The organism is Thermococcus aciditolerans (assembly GCF_008152015.1).
Lineage (GTDB): Archaea > Methanobacteriota_B > Thermococci > Thermococcales > Thermococcaceae > Thermococcus > Thermococcus celericrescens.
This window is the reverse complement of the sequence record NZ_CP041932.1, coordinates 1,742,369-1,757,995: the sequence shown is the minus strand read 5'-3', so window position 1 is coordinate 1,757,995 and position 15,627 is coordinate 1,742,369. Positions and strand designations below refer to the sequence as shown.

General features: G+C 56.5%; 15 protein-coding genes, 1 tRNA gene and 1 pseudogene. 9 read left to right on the top strand and 8 right to left on the bottom strand.

What is annotated here, in order from left to right; genetic code table 11:
* The first annotated feature begins 86 nt into the window (after positions 1–86).
* Entirely contained in the window at positions 87–917 is an 831-nt protein-coding gene (locus FPV09_RS09640) for a DMT family transporter (RefSeq protein WP_148883243.1), read from the top strand.
* Between the two features lie 40 nt (positions 918–957).
* Positions 958–1,035: transfer RNA gene (locus FPV09_RS09635), tRNA-Gly, on the top strand.
* Between the two features lie 21 nt (positions 1,036–1,056).
* Here FPV09_RS09635 and FPV09_RS09630 read toward each other — a convergent pair.
* Complete coding sequence (locus FPV09_RS09630; protein ID WP_148883242.1) at positions 1,057–1,656, bottom strand: class I SAM-dependent methyltransferase; 600 nt, start codon at positions 1,654–1,656, stop codon at positions 1,057–1,059.
* Positions 1,657–1,755: 99 nt separating this feature from the next.
* Between FPV09_RS09630 and FPV09_RS09625 the strand changes: the two genes are divergently transcribed.
* The 7 genes from FPV09_RS09625 to FPV09_RS09595 all read left to right on the top strand — a co-directional run bounded on the left by FPV09_RS09625 (position 1,756) and on the right by FPV09_RS09595 (position 8,117).
* On the top strand, positions 1,756–2,391 hold the full coding sequence (locus tag FPV09_RS09625) for a hypothetical protein (RefSeq protein ID WP_148883818.1): 636 nt from the start codon (positions 1,756–1,758) through the stop codon (positions 2,389–2,391).
* 224 nt (positions 2,392–2,615) lie between these two features.
* Positions 2,616–3,635, top strand: a complete 1,020-nt coding sequence (locus FPV09_RS09620) for a hypothetical protein (protein WP_148883817.1) — start codon at positions 2,616–2,618, stop codon at positions 3,633–3,635.
* Positions 3,632–4,666: a hypothetical protein gene (locus FPV09_RS09615; RefSeq protein WP_148883241.1), complete on the top strand. Its 1,035-nt coding sequence runs from the start codon at positions 3,632–3,634 to the stop codon at positions 4,664–4,666. Before FPV09_RS09620 ends, FPV09_RS09615 begins: the two co-directional genes overlap by 4 nt.
* Complete coding sequence (locus tag FPV09_RS09610) at positions 4,663–6,249, top strand: PEGA domain-containing protein (RefSeq protein ID WP_148883240.1); 1,587 nt, start codon at positions 4,663–4,665, stop codon at positions 6,247–6,249. The genes FPV09_RS09615 and FPV09_RS09610 overlap by 4 nt, the downstream gene beginning before the upstream one ends.
* Before the next feature lie 4 nt (positions 6,250–6,253).
* Positions 6,254–7,024, top strand: a complete 771-nt coding sequence (locus FPV09_RS09605) for an ABC transporter permease (protein WP_148883239.1) — start codon at positions 6,254–6,256, stop codon at positions 7,022–7,024.
* A complete protein-coding gene (locus tag FPV09_RS09600; RefSeq protein WP_148883238.1) occupies positions 7,021–7,458 on the top strand; it encodes a hypothetical protein in 438 nt (145 codons plus the stop codon). The genes FPV09_RS09605 and FPV09_RS09600 overlap by 4 nt, the downstream gene beginning before the upstream one ends.
* Entirely contained in the window at positions 7,455–8,117 is a 663-nt protein-coding gene (locus FPV09_RS09595; RefSeq protein ID WP_148883237.1) for an ABC transporter ATP-binding protein, read from the top strand. The genes FPV09_RS09600 and FPV09_RS09595 overlap by 4 nt, the downstream gene beginning before the upstream one ends.
* Before the next feature lie 28 nt (positions 8,118–8,145).
* Here the strand turns inward: FPV09_RS09595 and FPV09_RS09590 are convergent, their stop codons facing one another.
* From FPV09_RS09590 to arcC, 7 genes and pseudogenes are all read right to left on the bottom strand, one after another.
* Positions 8,146–9,552 carry a DUF2079 domain-containing protein gene (locus tag FPV09_RS09590; protein WP_246112260.1) on the bottom strand — a complete coding sequence of 469 codons (1,407 nt, stop codon included), beginning with the start codon at positions 9,550–9,552 and terminating at the stop codon, positions 8,146–8,148.
* Positions 9,553–9,580: 28 nt separating this feature from the next.
* The gene (locus FPV09_RS09585) at positions 9,581–9,877 is read right to left on the bottom strand and encodes a DUF2103 domain-containing protein (protein WP_148883236.1); all 297 of its coding nucleotides are present in this window, start codon (positions 9,875–9,877) and stop codon (positions 9,581–9,583) included.
* Positions 9,878–9,913: 36 nt separating this feature from the next.
* Positions 9,914–10,957: a hypothetical protein gene (locus FPV09_RS09580; RefSeq protein WP_148883235.1), complete on the bottom strand. Its 1,044-nt coding sequence runs from the start codon at positions 10,955–10,957 to the stop codon at positions 9,914–9,916.
* 2 nt (positions 10,958–10,959) lie between these two features.
* On the bottom strand, positions 10,960–12,666 hold the full coding sequence (gene arcS / locus FPV09_RS09575) for an archaeosine synthase subunit alpha (protein WP_148883234.1): 1,707 nt from the start codon (positions 12,664–12,666) through the stop codon (positions 10,960–10,962).
* A gap of 9 nt (positions 12,667–12,675) precedes the next feature.
* Positions 12,676–13,578: pseudogene (locus FPV09_RS09570) on the bottom strand (coiled-coil protein).
* A 139-nt stretch (positions 13,579–13,717) separates the two neighbouring features.
* The gene (locus FPV09_RS09565) at positions 13,718–14,563 is read right to left on the bottom strand and encodes an SDH family Clp fold serine proteinase (protein ID WP_148883233.1); all 846 of its coding nucleotides are present in this window, start codon (positions 14,561–14,563) and stop codon (positions 13,718–13,720) included.
* Between the two features lie 47 nt (positions 14,564–14,610).
* Positions 14,611–15,558 carry a carbamate kinase gene (arcC, locus tag FPV09_RS09560; protein ID WP_148883815.1) on the bottom strand — a complete coding sequence of 316 codons (948 nt, stop codon included), beginning with the start codon at positions 15,556–15,558 and terminating at the stop codon, positions 14,611–14,613.
* Positions 15,559–15,627 lie beyond the last annotated feature (69 nt).

Sequence of the window (15,627 nt, the reverse complement as noted above, 5' to 3'; positions counted from 1 at the left end):
TTACCTGGTAACGGGGGCAGAACCAAATTTTATTCGGAAAGCCAAAATCGCTGAATTTATATATGTCCCTAAAATGAGTTGAAGCAATGTCCAAGAAACACGCCGTCGGTGCGGTGCTGCTGTGGGCAACTGTTGCCTCGGCCTTCAAGCTCTCCCTGCGCTACATGAATCCACTTCAGCTCCTGTTCTACGCCTCTCTAACCTCGCTCATACTCTTCGGAATCCTCTACGCGAGGGAATTCACCCCCAGAAGGGAAAACCTCCGCTCGGCCTACCTCGGCCTGATAAACCCCCTCCTGTATTACACCGTGCTCTTCTCGGCCTATGACCGCTTACCCGCACAGGAGGCGCAGGCGCTCAACTACACCTGGCCGCTGATGCTTGTCCTCCTCTCGATTCCGCTGCTGGGAAAGCGGCCCGGGGCGAGGACGGCCTTCGGCCTGCTCCTCGGCTTCTTTGGGGCCATCCTCGTCGCGACGAAAGGGAACGTTGCCGGTCTGAACTTCACCGACCCCATAGGCGTTGCCCTCGGCCTGGGAAGCGCGGTGGTCTGGGCGAGCTACTGGCTGCTGAACCTCCGGGACGAGAGGCCCCTCGCCGAAAAGATGTTCTGGAACTTCCTCTTCGGCTTCGTCTACGTCTCCATCGTTGTGGTTGCAACCGGCAACTTCACAGTACCACCCGTGGAAGGTCTCGCGGGGGCGATCTACGTCGGCCTCTTCGAGATGGGGGTCACTTTCCTGCTCTGGTACAGGGCCGTTGAGGGGGACATGGCCTTTGCATCCAATCTGGCCTACCTCGTGCCCTTTATGAGCCTGTTCTTCATCTCCCTCGTCGTCGGAGAGAGCATCGCGCCGGCAACCGTCCTGGGGCTGGCGATGATAGTGGGCGGCATAATCCTCGGAAGAGAACAATAAAGCTTTTAAATGGGGAACGGCTTAATTATAGCGGGCTAGGGCGGTGGTAGTCTAGCCTGGTCCAGGACACCGGCCTCCCAAGCCGGTAACCCGGGTTCAAATCCCGGCCACCGCACCACCTTCTTCTCGCGGACGTTGCTCATACCTTCCTGCCCACGAGGAGCCTGACTATTCCGCGGTAGTGGCTCTCATCATGCTCGATTTCGAAGTAGTTTCTGGCCAAAAGGTGTGTTTCCCTCAGCGTGTTGTCCTCAAGCAGAAAGCCGAGGAGAACGTCGAGGGGCTTGAGAAACAGCCAGTTCAAAAGCCGGCAGTCGCTCTTCGTGTGCTCCAGCAGGATCACCCTCCCACCGGGCTTAAGGACGCGGTGAATTTCTTTCATAGCATTCTCCGGGTTGGGAACGGTACAGAAGACGAAGGCAGAAACAACGGTGTCGAAGCTCTCGTCCGAGAACTCCAGCCTCTCGGCGTCCATAACGTAAAAGCTGGCATTCAGACCGAGCTCCTTGGCCTTCTTCTTCGCCACCTCCAGCATCTCTGGGACGGCGTCTATCGCGTGGAGTTCTATGTCCTCGGGATAGTATGGGAGCATGAATCCCGTGCCGACTCCGATTTCTAGAACCCTCCCGGCGGCATAGCCGGCAGCTTTTCTCCTCAACGGGTCGAAGAACCTCTCCAGGGGGCCGTCTATGCGCTCGTACCTCTCGCCCAGCTCGGCGTACTTTTCCCGGAATCCCATGGTTGTGACTCCTCCAGTCCGGTTAAAACCCTAACTGGGCAGTTCCGCGCAGTCGGCAGGCTTTTAAGACCAAAGGGCAAAGCGGGCGTGGTGGTGCTCATGCCGTACCTGCTCATAGAACACCTAGAGGAACTGCGCGACTGGGTCCTGCTCGAGTACAGGCACACGAGCGAGTGGTGGGGGGAGAGACTGATATTCACCAACGTGGAGCCCCACGAAAGGGAAGAACTCGCGAAGCTGGGAAGCGTTTTGAGCCAGAGCGTCACAGAGTTCCCCTTCGACCGCTCGAAGCTGATAATCCTCGACCCCTTCGCGGAGGAGGAGCTGAAACCCGAAGATATAGAAGAGGACAGCATAATCGTCGTCGGGGGAATCCTCGGCGACTTCGAGTTCACCGGAAAAACCAAGAAGTTCATAACCGAGAAGATAGAGGGCGCGAAGGCGAGGCACATCGGGAGCGTGCAGTTCTCCATAGACGGCTCGGCGATAGTGGCAAAGCTCATCGCGGAGGGGAAGAGGCTGGGGGAGATAGAGTACGAGCTTAATCCCACGATAGAGCTGGACGAGTTCAGCGAGATAACCCTCCACTACGCGGTGCCGAAGCTGGACGGGAAGCTTCTCCTCACGCCCGGGCTGATAGAACTACAGAAGAGGGAGCTGGGCTACACGGAAACGGACGATGAGATAAGCGACGAGGAGCTTGAGGCGTTTTTTGAGGGGAAGGGGGAGCTTTAAGTCGAATCCCCCCAAATCCTTTCGGATTCGTTGGGTTTCTACAGGGACATTCTCCGGGACGGCACACGATTACCCAGTTAGAGATTTATCTCCATACGACAGGCGTTGGCTGTTTTTAGACCTATCGGACCCAGTGTGTTAAACACAACCTTAAAACGTAAGACTTATAAGGAACGTCCCAGTACTACAATCGCACCGCACGTCCGGGGGGCACGCGCGTGGGAATGCCGCGGAGGCCAATCGTTTTTTTGCTGGTGGTCTTATCGGTGACCCTGCCCCTAGTTCACGCCCTCCCGTACTGGTTCCAGAACGGAACGTACGCAACCTACGCCCTGAAGGCTCCCAAAGACGCCACCAGGAAGGAGATAAACATCTTCGAAGTATGGCCAACCCTGTTACCGGAGGAAGCTTACGAGAAGATATCAACCGTTGAGGACATAAACAATAGTATTCCCATTTCCCTCTTTGTTCGGGGGGACGTACTTCTAACGTTCCGGATACTGAACGTAACTAAAGAATACGCCCGGATAGAGGTCACCCTGGAACTGAACGATGTGACGGTGGATTGCTTGAACTGCCGATATCTGAAAAAGCTGGTTCTGTCGAGAGTCCTCGTCCTGAACCTGACGGACATGATGTATCACGACGAAAACGGCGCCGTACTAGGAAGGCCCACTTTTTTCGTCGATCCTTCCAACCCGCCCTCCAGAGGTGACCTGATAGCATCTTCCGTTCCCCTAAAGAGACTGGAGATACATACCCAGGATCTGATCGTCTCAAACCTTTCGTTCACCTGGCAGGAGGGAAAGGTACTCCACACATACTTCCGCGACTTTCTGCCCCCATACATTCTGGTGGAAAGCAACCAAGTCCCGTTTTTGTGGAGCAAATACGGGGGAAGCATCACCGCGTCGGCCATGTCTTCAATGGTTTACGACTTTGATACTGGACTGATGATAACCACCTGGCTCCTGGATATAACCCCCGAATTCATATCCCTTGGAATCATAAATGGAGACAGTATGAATTATCAGGCATCAAGAGAACTCCAAAGACTCTTCGATGAGGGCAGGGCGGATAAGGAGTGGTGGCAGCCGGGCTTTAATCTCTACGACACGAACATCAGGTTTCTGAAAACCTCATCATCGGGAGCCCCCAACACTGGAATGAGATACTTCTTCGCGATTTCTCTGGCACTCCTAATTCTCACTGCTTTCCTGAATTGGAGGTGGCAGAGAGAATGAAGAAAACCACCCTTGTTATCCTGGCACTCCTGGCAGTCTCAGCAATCACACCCCCAGTTTACTCGCTCCCGTACTGGCTCAAAGAAGGAGCATACATCAAATACGCAATGAAAATGCCCCACAATCCTGAGAAAAACGAGGTAAACATCTTCATGATCTGGCCAAGACTCCTTCCGAAGGACGCTTACAAGGAGGTTAAAGAGCTCTATGAAGGGGATTCTGGTCTCTTCAAAATCGACAACCGCACCATGATATCACTCTTCGTTACGGGGGATTCGTACCTGACTTTTGAGATTCTCAACGTCACCAACGAAACAGCTTTCGTGAAGGTTACTCTAGAAATGAACAACGTGAGCATAGGGCCGGATGAAATCCTTCCCCGTCTGGTTCTGTCAAAAATCCTTATTCTCAACCTGAGCGACATGATGTATTATGAAGAAGACGGCACTCCCATTGGGCCACCTATGTTCTTCATAGACCCTGCCCACCCGCCGAGGAAAGAGGACTATCTTCTCGCCCCTGCTTTCCTGAAAAAATACAACCTCCGCTCGGACGATATCGTTGTAACCAACGTCTCGTTCACCTGGATGGAGGATAAAATCCTTCACACTCACTACAGGGACTTTATCCCGCCCTACCTGTTTGTTGAGAGCAGGGGAGCATACATTATCCATGACCTGAAGACCGGAAGTGGCCATGTCATAACAACGGAGCTAATTTACGAACCCGATACGGGTCTCCTTATAACAACGCTCCTCGTTGAGATGGCACCAGAAACTACAAGTCTTGGAGTGATAGGCGCAATCGCCCTTGACATGGTAAACTCACGGAAGCTGGAGAGGCTCATCGAGGAAGGAAAGGACGACAAGGAGTGGTGGGCGCAGGGCTTCAACCTCTACGACACCAACGTCAAGCTCCCTGACTATGGAAGCGGACGTTCACCTTCGACGCCGGTTAAGTACTTCTTCGCTTTCTCACTCGTCGTTCTCGCTATGATAGCTTTGTGGACGGAAAGGAGGTGGAAACGGTGAGATGGAAGGTCATTTTCCTGGCATTTTTGGTGGCCGGTCTGCTCGTTCCCCCGGCGTATTCGGCCGGAGAAAGCGCGATGGAGAGGCCCGGCTACCTGTTCGTTGAGGCGCCCGGAACCGTGGCTGAGATAGTTGGGATAGGCTCTTACGCCACCCCCGTTGGTCTGGTGCTCAAGCCGGGAAACTACACCATCAGGATACCCGGAAACGTCACGGTGGCTGCCCGGGTTTCGGTGGTGGCCGAAACGGCCACAATAATTCGCGTGAACCCCGAGGAGATTGAAGAGGCAGTTTCAGGGGAGGGAATCGTGTCGGTAAGGGCAATCTTCAACGAGAGCGCCAACTACAGCCGGGAGAAGCTCAACCCGCCCTTCAATCCCCTTCAGAAAATTACCGGCTGTGGCTTCGGGAGTCTGCACATAAACATATCCAGGCCGGTTCCAATGGCCCTCGTGGAAAGGGGAGAGGAAGAAGTGTACCTGATTCCAAACGGGACGTTCGTGCACCTCGGCGATTCCGAGGGAAAGCCCTGCATCGACTACGTTGAGACTTACGGGGGATCAATCCACGCAGAGAGCGTCAGAAACGCCACCTACCTCGTCCCTTGGGCGCGGCTGGAGATAACTTCGGTTCCCAAGGACCTAACGTTTTACATCAACGGGGGTCATAACATATACATCTTCTACACCCCCATGGGTATTTACGTCCCGGCAATCCCCCACGACGTCTACAACGCCACCGCCGTCGGTTACTACGGAACGATACGGATTCCGGTAATTCACAGGCTCGACACCCACGTCGTTGGAATAGCGGAGAACCACTACCTAATCGAAAGTGTCGTGAAAGTTGCCCCCAACGAGACGTACCACATCAACGTGGACATGGAAAAGGTGAAGTCCGCGCTGACGGTGGAGAGGGAGGCTGTGAGAGCGGTTCCCCTTGAGGTCGATTCCGAGCCGGGCAACGCTTCCACCGTGGTCACAGATGGTGTTCTAAGGGTCTTTGCCACCACACCGGCGACACTGTTCCTTCCCCCTGGGAACTACACGGTCATAGCATCTAGAGACAACCTCTCCGCCAGGGAATCGGTGGTTCTTACGGAGAGCGCAAGCGCCTTCCTGAAACTCTCCCCGGCCAACGCGACCCTCCACGTCGTGACGTATCCGGGCAACGCGACGGTGCTCCTGAACGGCGAGGAGGTCAAAGCTAAAAACCTCACCCTCAGCCCCGGATGCTACAACATAACCGTGGAGGCTCCCGGCTATCTCACGAAGAGCGTGGAGGTAATCCTGGCCCCTAACGAGTCAAAGACGGTTGAGGTGAGCCTGGAGGAGAACCCCTCGGTGGAGGATCCGGAAATCACCATCTCGCCCCCTTCGGGTGGGTCGGACGACATGAAATCGGGGGAAATGACTGAGACCGACGAGAAAGACACCCCCGGCGACACCCAAACCCCCCCGGCGCCTCCCGTCGATGATGTTCCCGGTCCGCCGGGAAGAGACAGCGGCTCCCTGTGGGCCAAGCTGGCCATCCTGGCTGGGGTTGTTGCGGCCGTTTACCTGGTACTGAGAGTGAGGAGGTGAGGCAATGCGGGCACAGATAAGGTGGGAGCTTGAGGATCCCTACAACCTCATCGTCTTTACCTTCGGCTTCATCATGCTCGGCATCACCTTCTTTTCCGGCCTGACGAGCAACGATACCGTGTTCATGGTGGCTGGACCGGACAGTATAATAGTCTCCGAATCGGCCAAGAACATTGGCCTCACTCTTCCAAGGCTGGGAGTCGAGGAGTACACGATATTCGCCCTCACCGGAGCGTTGCTGGTTTCGCTGATGCTAAGATACGACAGGGACACGAGGGTTGCCAAAAGCGTCTACAGCCTGCCCGTCAGGAACCACTCGGTGGTTCTTTCGAAGGCACTCTCGGCCATGGTGCTACTCTTCCTTGCCTCAACCCTGCCGGCATTCTTGGCCTTCATCTACATTCACGGGGACGTCCCCGAGCTGATGAGAAGGGCGCTCTTTGGCGAGGGCTTTTTAGCGGGCTACCTCCTCTACTGGGCGACGATGGTGCTCTACGTGGTGTCCCTTTCGGCCCTGGTGGCTATGCTCTCCCCCAACACCTTCGCCTCCCTCCTGGGGAGTATCACGCTCCTCTACGTGCCCCTCGTGCTTAAACTGAGGAGCCTTCCCCCAGCGGTGATTGACGATGCGTTCTTCAAGGCCTACACCACCCAGTTTTACCCCTCCGACAGGATAGCGGCGTTCCTCGACGGTTCCTTCTACATGGGGCTTCTCCTTCCGGCGGTGATGCTGGGGATAGCCCTCATACTCAGCGAGTGGAGGGACGTCTCATGAGGCTCCTGAAGGCGGTACTGCTTTCGATAGTCATTATGACGGTTCTGGTGTTTCCGATAGAGAAGAACGCGCTGACCCAGCCGATTTCCGAGGTCGTTCTCATGGGGCAGGGAATCATCGTGCCCTCCTCGGGAATGGTCATGCTTAGCTCCAGCGCCGACGAGGGAACCGAATACGCCGTCAGGGTCTTTGACCCCGAGAGCGGCAGGGCAGTCCTTGAGAGGAACGTGACCGGCAGTTTCAGGGGCAGGGTCTTCCTGGAGCACTCCGGCCCCTACTACTTCTCGGTTCAGACCATGACGCCAGTGACGATGGCGGTGAGGGTCATCACCAGGTACCCATCTGTAACGGTCCTCAACATCAGGTACAGCCTGGGGGGAGTGAGTGCCCTCCTTCTGGCGGCAGTTCTGCTAGTGGAGGGGAGGAGAAGATGATAACCGCGAGGAACCTCACCAAGCGGTTCGGAAGGTTGGTGGCCCTGGATTCGGTGAACCTCGAAATCAACGAGGGACTAACCCTCATACTAGGCCCCAACGGCGGCGGAAAGAGCACCTTCCTGAACCTCTGCGCCGGCCTCTACAGGCCGAGCAGGGGGGAGATCAAGGTCCTGGGAGAAAACCCCTGGAGCAACGACGAATTGAGGAAAAGGATAGGCGTTTCCTTCGACCCGCCGGCCCTGCCGAAGCACAGGACGGCCAGGGAATGGCTCAACTACCTGGCCAGGGTCAAGGGACTGGGAGAGAGGGAGGTAAGGGAAGCCGCGGAGCTGTTCTCCGCGGCGAATTACCTCGACAGGAAGATGGGGGAGTACTCGGCGGGCATGCTCAAGAGGATCAGCCTCACCCAGGCGTTTCTCGGAAAACCGGAACTGGTGCTCCTCGACGAGCCCCTGGCGAACCTCGACCTGGAGGGTATAAAGGAGGTGGCAAGGGTAATCGGGGAGCAGGCCCAGGAGGGAACCAACATGGTCGTGGTTTCCCACATCTGGCGCCCTCTGGTGGAGTTCGCAGACAGAATCGTTGTGATAGCCGCGGGGAGGGTGGTGCTAACGGGAACTCCTGAGGAGGTGGTGCCCGAGATCGAGGGGATATGACATTTTTGCTTTTTCCGGGCCCTCTATTTTAGGACCCCTGGGGCACCAGCCCAAAAACCGAGACGTTCAGCCCCTCCCTAACGTACAGCCTCACGCCGTCCCGGGAGTAGACGAGACGGTACTTTACGTTCACCATCTTTTGAAGCCGCTCCAGGTAGAGCCTGCCGCGGTAGGTTTTCACGTTCACGAGAACTGCGTCCGGCTCCACCCCAGCGGGGTAAACGTAAACGTCGGGCTTCGTCGCCAGGGCAGGGTAAAAGGCCGGCTGGGTGTAAACGGAGAGGTTGCTATTGCTGAGAAACTCGATGACCGGTTCCACCGCCTTTCGGCCGGGTATGGGTTCGAGAACCGATGGGTAGACAAGGGGGAGCGGTTTCTCCGGCTGATTCAGCTCAACCGGCATCGTCGCCAGGGAAGCCAGAAGGCCAACACTCAGGAGGAATGGGAGAACTCTCCTGAGGTCGAGCTCCCTGAGCGCGAAGACCGCACCGATAACGGAGAGGGGAAGAGTCATGTAGGAGTAGTGGAAGCCGAAAGTCGTTTGGCTGGGCCTCGATGCCAGGAGGTTTTCGAGCCATGGGAGGGTAAGAAGAAGGGCGTTTTTGGATCTGAATAGTGGTAGGAGGCCCAGACTCAGGTTGAAGAGGAGGAAGTAGAGGAGCTTCCTTCTACCGAACTCCGGTCTGGTGTAGAGACCCTCGTACAGGTAGCCTTTACCAAGAGCCGGGATCACGAGCTTTATGACCACCGCACCATACAGCAGGGAAAGGGCCGCCAGAAGAAGCAGAGGGCGGTTTTTCCTTGCGCTTTCGAGGGAGATTTCATCCCTGAAGGCCCACCAGAGTGAGAGCGAAGTGACGCCTAGGAAGGCGTCCTCCTTCGTGAGGAGCAGCAGGAATGACGTTGCGTAGAAAGCCCGCCACCTGTTCTCTATGAGGAAGTAAGCCGACAGGAAGAAGAGAGGGACGGCGAGGGAAACGGGGTGGAACTCGAAGAGATTTATGCCAACGAGGGAGGAATTGAAAGCGTATAGGACCGTCACCGCCAGCGCCTCCCAAGGGGGCAGAAGCTCCCTCGCGAGAACGTAAGCTAAAAGCACTGAGAGACCAAGGGCTAGAGTCTGGAGAACGAGGAGCGTTTTTGGAGTCGGAAACACAGCGAAAACAGGGACCAGGAGAACGAGGACTGGCTGAAAGTGAACGGCGAGATGATTGGGCACACCGTAAAGTTGTCGTTCAACGGTGTTAAACAGGGGTCTGCCGTGGAGGAAGCCGGCCAGTGACTGGGTAAAGATCCCAAGGTCAAGGCTGGTGTAGCGAAAGCACTCGAACTTAACGAGGCTGAAATGCATCAAAAGAGCCGAATAGGCAAGTGCAATGAAGACCGCAGTGACATCGTAATTAGATAACCTTGTCCAAAATCTCTTTATAACCATCGATAATAGTTACCAGCTGGCCTTAAAACTATTTCGCCCACTTATTGGAGAGGCTCTCAATTTCACCCCACACCCTAGCCCTGTCAGCCTTATCAACGACGAGAAAGACGTCCTGCACAGAGCCGTTACTCTTGGCAACGAGCTTCAGGCCTGTCTTGGTTTCCCTCGAGACCTTTATCTCGAAGCCCCTGGAATCGCTCGCGTAGATCCTCCCCGGGATTACCTTTTTGACCCCGGGTATCGCGGCTATCATCTCCAGAGGTTTCTCAAGACCCTTCAGGAAATGGTGCTCCTTCTTGACGCCTTTCTTGAAGTGCCTGGGCATGGTCTAAGAAGGGAAGTGTCGCTTTTTAGCGTTTTCTCACCGCCGGACCATGAAGAACCAGGTAAAGCCAATCAGTGCCAGCAGAACGACCGCCGCCCAGAATTCAAGCGCGTAGGCCCGCGGTACGCTGCATCCCATGGAGGTCACGTTTTCTGAGGTTACTCGGAATTCGCTCCCCACGGGCTCCCCCAGAGAAAAAGCCTTCAGGCCACCGTCGTAGTAGAGAACGGAGAGGCTGGAAATCCCCCGGATCCCAACGCGCTCGTTTCCAAACTCCAGAAGCTCCCCGCTTGAGTTGGAGTCCGGGGCAAAGTAGTGCATGATGCTGGGGGGCACCAGGAGAACCGCGTTCTCAAGTTCATACGCCCGGAGATACCCCTCCTCCTCGACGGCCCACAGGTGCGCAACCACAGCGTTCATGGGCAGTTCGATGTCCGTCCCTGGAATCACAAGCCCATTCCCGGACACGCTAACGTTCACTCCCCGGGGCGTTTCTTCGGGGGCATCCCCCGCCAGCCTAACACCGTGTTCTCCCTCAACGACGGTCACTCCCTTGAAGTAAGTGCCGCTCTCGGCCCCCCTCAGGTCGAGGATTCCGGCGGTAACGTTCTTGGCGACGTTAACCGCGACCAGTTCGTTCTCCCCGGTCTGGACCACGAGGTACGGGACCGCAACGGCGAAGTTGGGTTCTTCACCTGTGTTCGACTTCACCGTGGTGACCAGCTCAAAGCAGTCCCGTCCCATGCGGTAAACCCTGACCGAGCCGTCCATCGAGGCCACGAACAGGTAGTAGAATCCCCGGTACTGGTAAACCACCGGGGCCTCCCAGGACCTGCCCATGAAATACGCCCCGCTGGAGTTTATGTAGAAGTTATAGTGAATGCAGCAGGTGGATGGCACGAGTGCGCCGCTCATGGAGGGTGAGTAGGTGGTGTATTCAAGCGACAGCACCGCCGCGTCCCCGTAGGTAGCGACGACGTAAAAGCCCAGGCTTTCTGCCCCAAGGTAGTCCGCGGAGCCCGATGGCAGAAAAAGGAGGAGAACGTGGAGAACCAGGAGAAGGCCAAGAATCCTTCTCATACTCACGCCCTCTTCCTGACCTTAACCGCAACACCCTTCCTGGCTCTAACCATCTCATCCCCGCTTAGAACCGCCTTTCCGACGCCTATTACCTTTCCGTCCCTCACTATGCCCACTATGTCGTCCGGTCTTATCGCGGGGTCAGCCTCATCAACGCCGACCGCGAAGACGTCGCCGCGGAGCTCGAAGTCCACCTTCACCCAGTAGGCCTCGAGGGCATCGTATATCCTCTGCATTCCATAGGGTGTGACGCTTATCACGCCGTCTTTGAAGGTTCCCGTCTGCTGGTTTTCAACGAAGAGGCGAAGCATCTTGGAGCCCCTGACTTTCCCGTTATCCGGGAGAACTGCCTCACCCGCCCCCTGCCCGAAATAGAAGTCGAAGACCTTCCTTATCCCCTCGAAGTAGCGGTAGGTCCTGTCCTCCTTGGTCGCCTCAAGCTCGAACTCCTTCAGCGTCTCGGTGAGGGATTTCAGACTCTCCCTGCCCGTGGTGCCGTTCTCCACACGGGTGAAGGTTATCTCCCTGCCGGAAAGCTCGCCCGCGAGCTTCGCTATCTCCACGTAGGCCTCGTCGAGGTGAGCTATAATAGGAACGTCCTTCGGGTACTTCTCAAGGGTCTTCGCCAGGAGTTCGGCCGCAGGCTTAATCTCCTCCTCGCTCCAGTGGCCCGTAACCACTATATCGTACTTGGCCAGCCACTCCCACTCCCTCGGGACAACACCAAAGGGCGAGGTGAGGATAAGCTCGTGGACTTTGGCGATGCCGGAGCCGAGGGCTTCCTTTACGGCCCTCCGGTAAAGTGTGTGACTCCTCGAGAAGGAGTAGGGCTTTTTGGCCGAGCACGGGAAGAGGAGAACCAGCTCGGTGTTCTCAGGGGGAACGAAGCGTTCGGCAACCCTTGAATGCCATCTCCTAACCTCGGGCCGTCTTATCGAGGCGTCGCTGATGAAGTAAACGGTCTCCTTCTGGATCGGCGTGTATTTCTCGAGGTAGTCGGGATGCTCCAAATCGGCTATGCGGAGTATTCCCGCGTGGTACTGGGTGCTGAAGAAGTTCTCAATGAGGTAGCGGAGCTTTCCCTCCCTCAGGGCGTTCCTGACCAGGAGCACGGTCTCCTCCGCGAAATCCATGGAGTTCGACCCTTCTTTCCAGAGGAACGGGCTGTACCCGGTGAAGCCCTTCCCCTCGAAGTCGTAGAGCTTGAGAGAGCGGGTGTCGAAGGCATCGACGCCGAGGTAAACGGCGAGCGGATAGAAGAACGGTTCCAGATCGGCGATTATCATGACGTTGGGGAACCTCTCGCGCAGCTCCCTGATTATCTTCACGAAGTAGCGGTACTCCCTCACCAGAATCTTTGAGTTGCCCAGATAGACGGCATCGAAGTTGTAGCGCTCGATTATCTTGAAGAACTCACCCAGGTAGGAGGTCCTCCTCAGGGCGGGCAGGTAGAAGGCGTTGAAGCCCTCGTAGTTCACGCTCCAGAGCCTTCCGAGGGCCTTCTCTATAACCTCGTCCGGCGTGTAGAAGCCGAGGGGTATCGCGGGGGCGAGGTTGAAGTCGTACTCCCCCTGCCCCCGGGGATGGAAGAAGGAGTTGAACGGGGAGAGCGTGAAGTCTACCCCGGCCAATGCTGGGGCCATGAATGAGCGCTCCCCTATCCTGACGAGACCCAGCCTCCCGGGCCCCTCGTGCCTGATGACTTCCATAGCCAGGCCTCAGACAAGGTTGTACCTCTGGAGGAGGAGCAGTTCGTCAAGGGTGAGCTTCTCGCCCTTCTTGAACTTCTCAAGGGCCTCGACGGCCTTCTCGAAGCTGGCGTCCTTCTTGGCGTGCATCCTGGCAACGAGCCTGTAGGCGATGAGCTCCTTGTGCTTCTCGTCATACTCCCTTATCTTCCTCTCGATGCTGCGGAGCTCCTTCCTGACCTCCCTGATCTTGTCGCGGAGCTCAACGACCTTGGCGTGGTACTCGTCGGCCTCCTTCTTGACCTCGTCGGCCTGGTTGAACGCCGCTATCATCTGCTCGTGGAACTGCTGACTCTGGTTGGCGAGCTTCTGTATCTCGAGGCTGATGTTCCTCCTGGCCTTCTTGAGCTGATCGACCTTCTTCCTGGACTCGACAAGCTTCTTGTGGAAGCGCTCGGCTTGCTGGAGTATCTCAAGTTCGGTGGCGAGAACCTGTATCTGATCCACGATCTGCTTCTCCCTGTCGGGTGTGATGTTCGGGTTGGTCTGGAGCTCCCATTCGAGCTTCTCTATCCTCTCCTGGATCTTCGCCGGCGGCATCTTAAGTCTGCGGAGCTGGTTGTACTCGTCCCTCTTGGTGCGGTACTCGAGTATCTCCTGATAAAGGAGGTCGAGCTTCGCGTTTATCTCCTCACGGTTCTTCTTCAGCTCCTGTATCTACGCGTTGATTTCATCGCGCTTGGCCTTGTACTCCCTGCCCTTCTGGCGGAGCCCCTTGACCTCGTTGTTCTTCTCGTCCCTCTTCTGGATCCAGATTTGAAGCTCCTTTTCAAGCTCATCCAGTTTGGCCCTTATCTCGTTTCTCTCCTTTTCAAGGGCCTCTATCTCCCTCTTGATCCTCTTAATCTCCTCTGGGTCCACTTTCGTCTGCATCGCTCTTACCCCTCTCCCTTTTTAGAACAGCTGACCTGCTCAAACATTTCTGGACTCAAAAAGGAATGAGCAAATAAAAACTTTTTGGCCAAAATCCCCTCAACCGGAGAAAAATGGAAACACAAAAAGGGAAAAGACCTCACTTGCCGACCTCGCCCCCCTGCGTGTACGGCATGAACTCCACCGTGCCCCTCTGCTTCATTGGCTGCTTGTAGAGTTCCATCAGGGCGTAAACCTCCTCTGGAACGTCCGTGCTGACGTGAAGGCCCAGCTCCCTGGCATGCTCATAGGTTATCGGGTAGTCATGCGTCCACCTGCCCTCAGTGAGCACCCGGGCAAGCTCCCGGGCCTTCTCCTCGCCATAGCGGTCCTTCAGCAGGGTGTAAACGAAGTCGCGGACCTGGTTGATGGCCTTCTCCGCAACGTCCGCCAGGATGAGGGTCTGGTCGTCCACCTTGTCAACTCCCTTCCTCTCGACGGCCCTGACGATGCTCGGTCCAGGATACTGGCCGAGCTGCGGGTCAACCGGCCCCAAAACCGCGTGCGGGTCCATTATTATCCTGTCCGCGGCGAGGGCGATGAGCGTCCCGCCGCTCATGGCGTAGTGGGGAATTATAACGCGGGTCTCGGCCGGGTGATCCTTTAGTGCCTTCGCTATCTGCGTGGCTGCTAAAACAAGTCCTCCAGGCGTGTGGATTATCAAATCAATCGGCCTGTCCTTGGGGGCCGAGCGGATGGCCCTGAGAACCTCCTCGCTGTCCTCGACGCTTATGAACTTGTAGAATGGTATTCCGAAGAGTCCTATGCTCTCCTGCCTGTGGATCATGGTTATTACCGTTGATTTTCGCTTTTCCGAGAGCCTCTTGAGCAGTCTCGCCCTGGCCAGCTGCAGGCTCCTGTACTGCATCTGAGGCCACAGCAGGATGTACATGAAGAACAGCCACCACAGCAGCGAACCGAAGAATCCGGTAGCGGCCTCTCCCATGTTATCACCGAAGAAAGAAGGGAGAGGAGATATTTATAGAATTTGGTTCAGCCCTTTATGACCTGCGTTCCGGTCTTTCCTTCGAGGGCCTCAACGGCCCTGTCGAGCGCCGCTATAACCGCCCTCTCGCCGCCCCACTCGACGAATCTTATCGCGGCTAAAACCTTCGGACCCATGCTTCCCTTCTTGAAGTGGCCCTCCTCGTAGTACTTCCTGAGCTCCCCGACAGTGACCTCCCCGAGCCATCTCTCGTCGGGTTTTCCGAAGTTCACCGCCGCGCCGTTCACGTCCGTGAGGATCATGAATATGTCCGCGTTTACCTCCTCAGCGAGTCTCTCCCCGGCCAGATCCTTGTCTATAACCGCCTCTACACCTTTAAGCTGGCCGTCTTCCTCGATGACCGGAACTCCACCGCCGCCGCTGGTGATCACTATGAAGCCCTTCTCAACGAGGTCCTGGATGATCTCCGCCTCGACGTGCCCTATCGGGTCCGGGCTCGGCACAACGCGCCTCCAGCCCCTGCCGGAGTCCTCCACGACGACCCAGCCCTTCTCCTTCGCGAGCTTCTTCGCTGTTTCTTCGTCGTAGAATGGCCCAACCGGCTTGCTCGGGTGCTGGAAGGCAGGGTCGTTCTTATCAACGATGGTCTGAGTGACTATCGTCGCCACCGGCCTGTCTATTCCGCGCCTCTTCAGCTCGTTCCTTATCGCCTGCTGTATCATGTACCCTATCTGCCCCTGGGTCATCGCGCCGGCAACGTCCATCGGCTGGGCCGGAATGCCGTGGGTGGCCTGACCGGCGTCCATGTGGAGGAGCAAAGCACCGACCTGGGGACCGTTACCGTGGGTGATTACGACCTCATAGTCGCCGTCTAGGATTATATCCACTATCTGCCTGGCAGTCTTCATGACGTTGGCCATCTGCTCCTTGTAGGTTCCCTTTTGACCGCGCTGGAGAATAGCGTTACCGCCCAAGGCTATTACAACCCTCTTCATGAGCATCACCTCCGGGATGGATAAATACGCGGGGGAGGATAAAAACGTTCGTTAGGAGCCAGGGCTGTT

Excerpts from the sequence above, each read along its gene's own strand:
- FPV09_RS09590 (WP_246112260.1), bottom strand. The coding sequence starts at position 9,552 with ATGGTTATAAAGAGATTTTGGACAAGGTTATCTAATTACGATGTCACT.
- FPV09_RS09620 (WP_148883817.1), top strand. The coding sequence starts at position 2,616 with ATGCCGCGGAGGCCAATCGTTTTTTTGCTGGTGGTCTTATCGGTGACC.
- FPV09_RS09595 (WP_148883237.1), top strand. The coding sequence starts at position 7,455 with ATGATAACCGCGAGGAACCTCACCAAGCGGTTCGGAAGGTTGGTGGCC.
- FPV09_RS09615 (WP_148883241.1), top strand. The coding sequence starts at position 3,632 with ATGAAGAAAACCACCCTTGTTATCCTGGCACTCCTGGCAGTCTCAGCA.
- FPV09_RS09585 (WP_148883236.1), bottom strand. The coding sequence starts at position 9,877 with ATGCCCAGGCACTTCAAGAAAGGCGTCAAGAAGGAGCACCATTTCCTG.
- FPV09_RS09605 (WP_148883239.1), top strand. The coding sequence starts at position 6,254 with ATGCGGGCACAGATAAGGTGGGAGCTTGAGGATCCCTACAACCTCATC.
- FPV09_RS09630 (WP_148883242.1), bottom strand. The coding sequence starts at position 1,656 with ATGGGATTCCGGGAAAAGTACGCCGAGCTGGGCGAGAGGTACGAGCGC.
- FPV09_RS09625 (WP_148883818.1), top strand. The coding sequence starts at position 1,756 with ATGCCGTACCTGCTCATAGAACACCTAGAGGAACTGCGCGACTGGGTC.
- arcC (WP_148883815.1), bottom strand. The coding sequence starts at position 15,558 with ATGAAGAGGGTTGTAATAGCCTTGGGCGGTAACGCTATTCTCCAGCGC.
- FPV09_RS09600 (WP_148883238.1), top strand. The coding sequence starts at position 7,021 with ATGAGGCTCCTGAAGGCGGTACTGCTTTCGATAGTCATTATGACGGTT.
- FPV09_RS09640 (WP_148883243.1), top strand. The coding sequence starts at position 87 with ATGTCCAAGAAACACGCCGTCGGTGCGGTGCTGCTGTGGGCAACTGTT.
- FPV09_RS09580 (WP_148883235.1), bottom strand. The coding sequence starts at position 10,957 with ATGAGAAGGATTCTTGGCCTTCTCCTGGTTCTCCACGTTCTCCTCCTT.
- FPV09_RS09565 (WP_148883233.1), bottom strand. The coding sequence starts at position 14,563 with ATGGGAGAGGCCGCTACCGGATTCTTCGGTTCGCTGCTGTGGTGGCTG.
- arcS (WP_148883234.1), bottom strand. The coding sequence starts at position 12,666 with ATGGAAGTCATCAGGCACGAGGGGCCCGGGAGGCTGGGTCTCGTCAGG.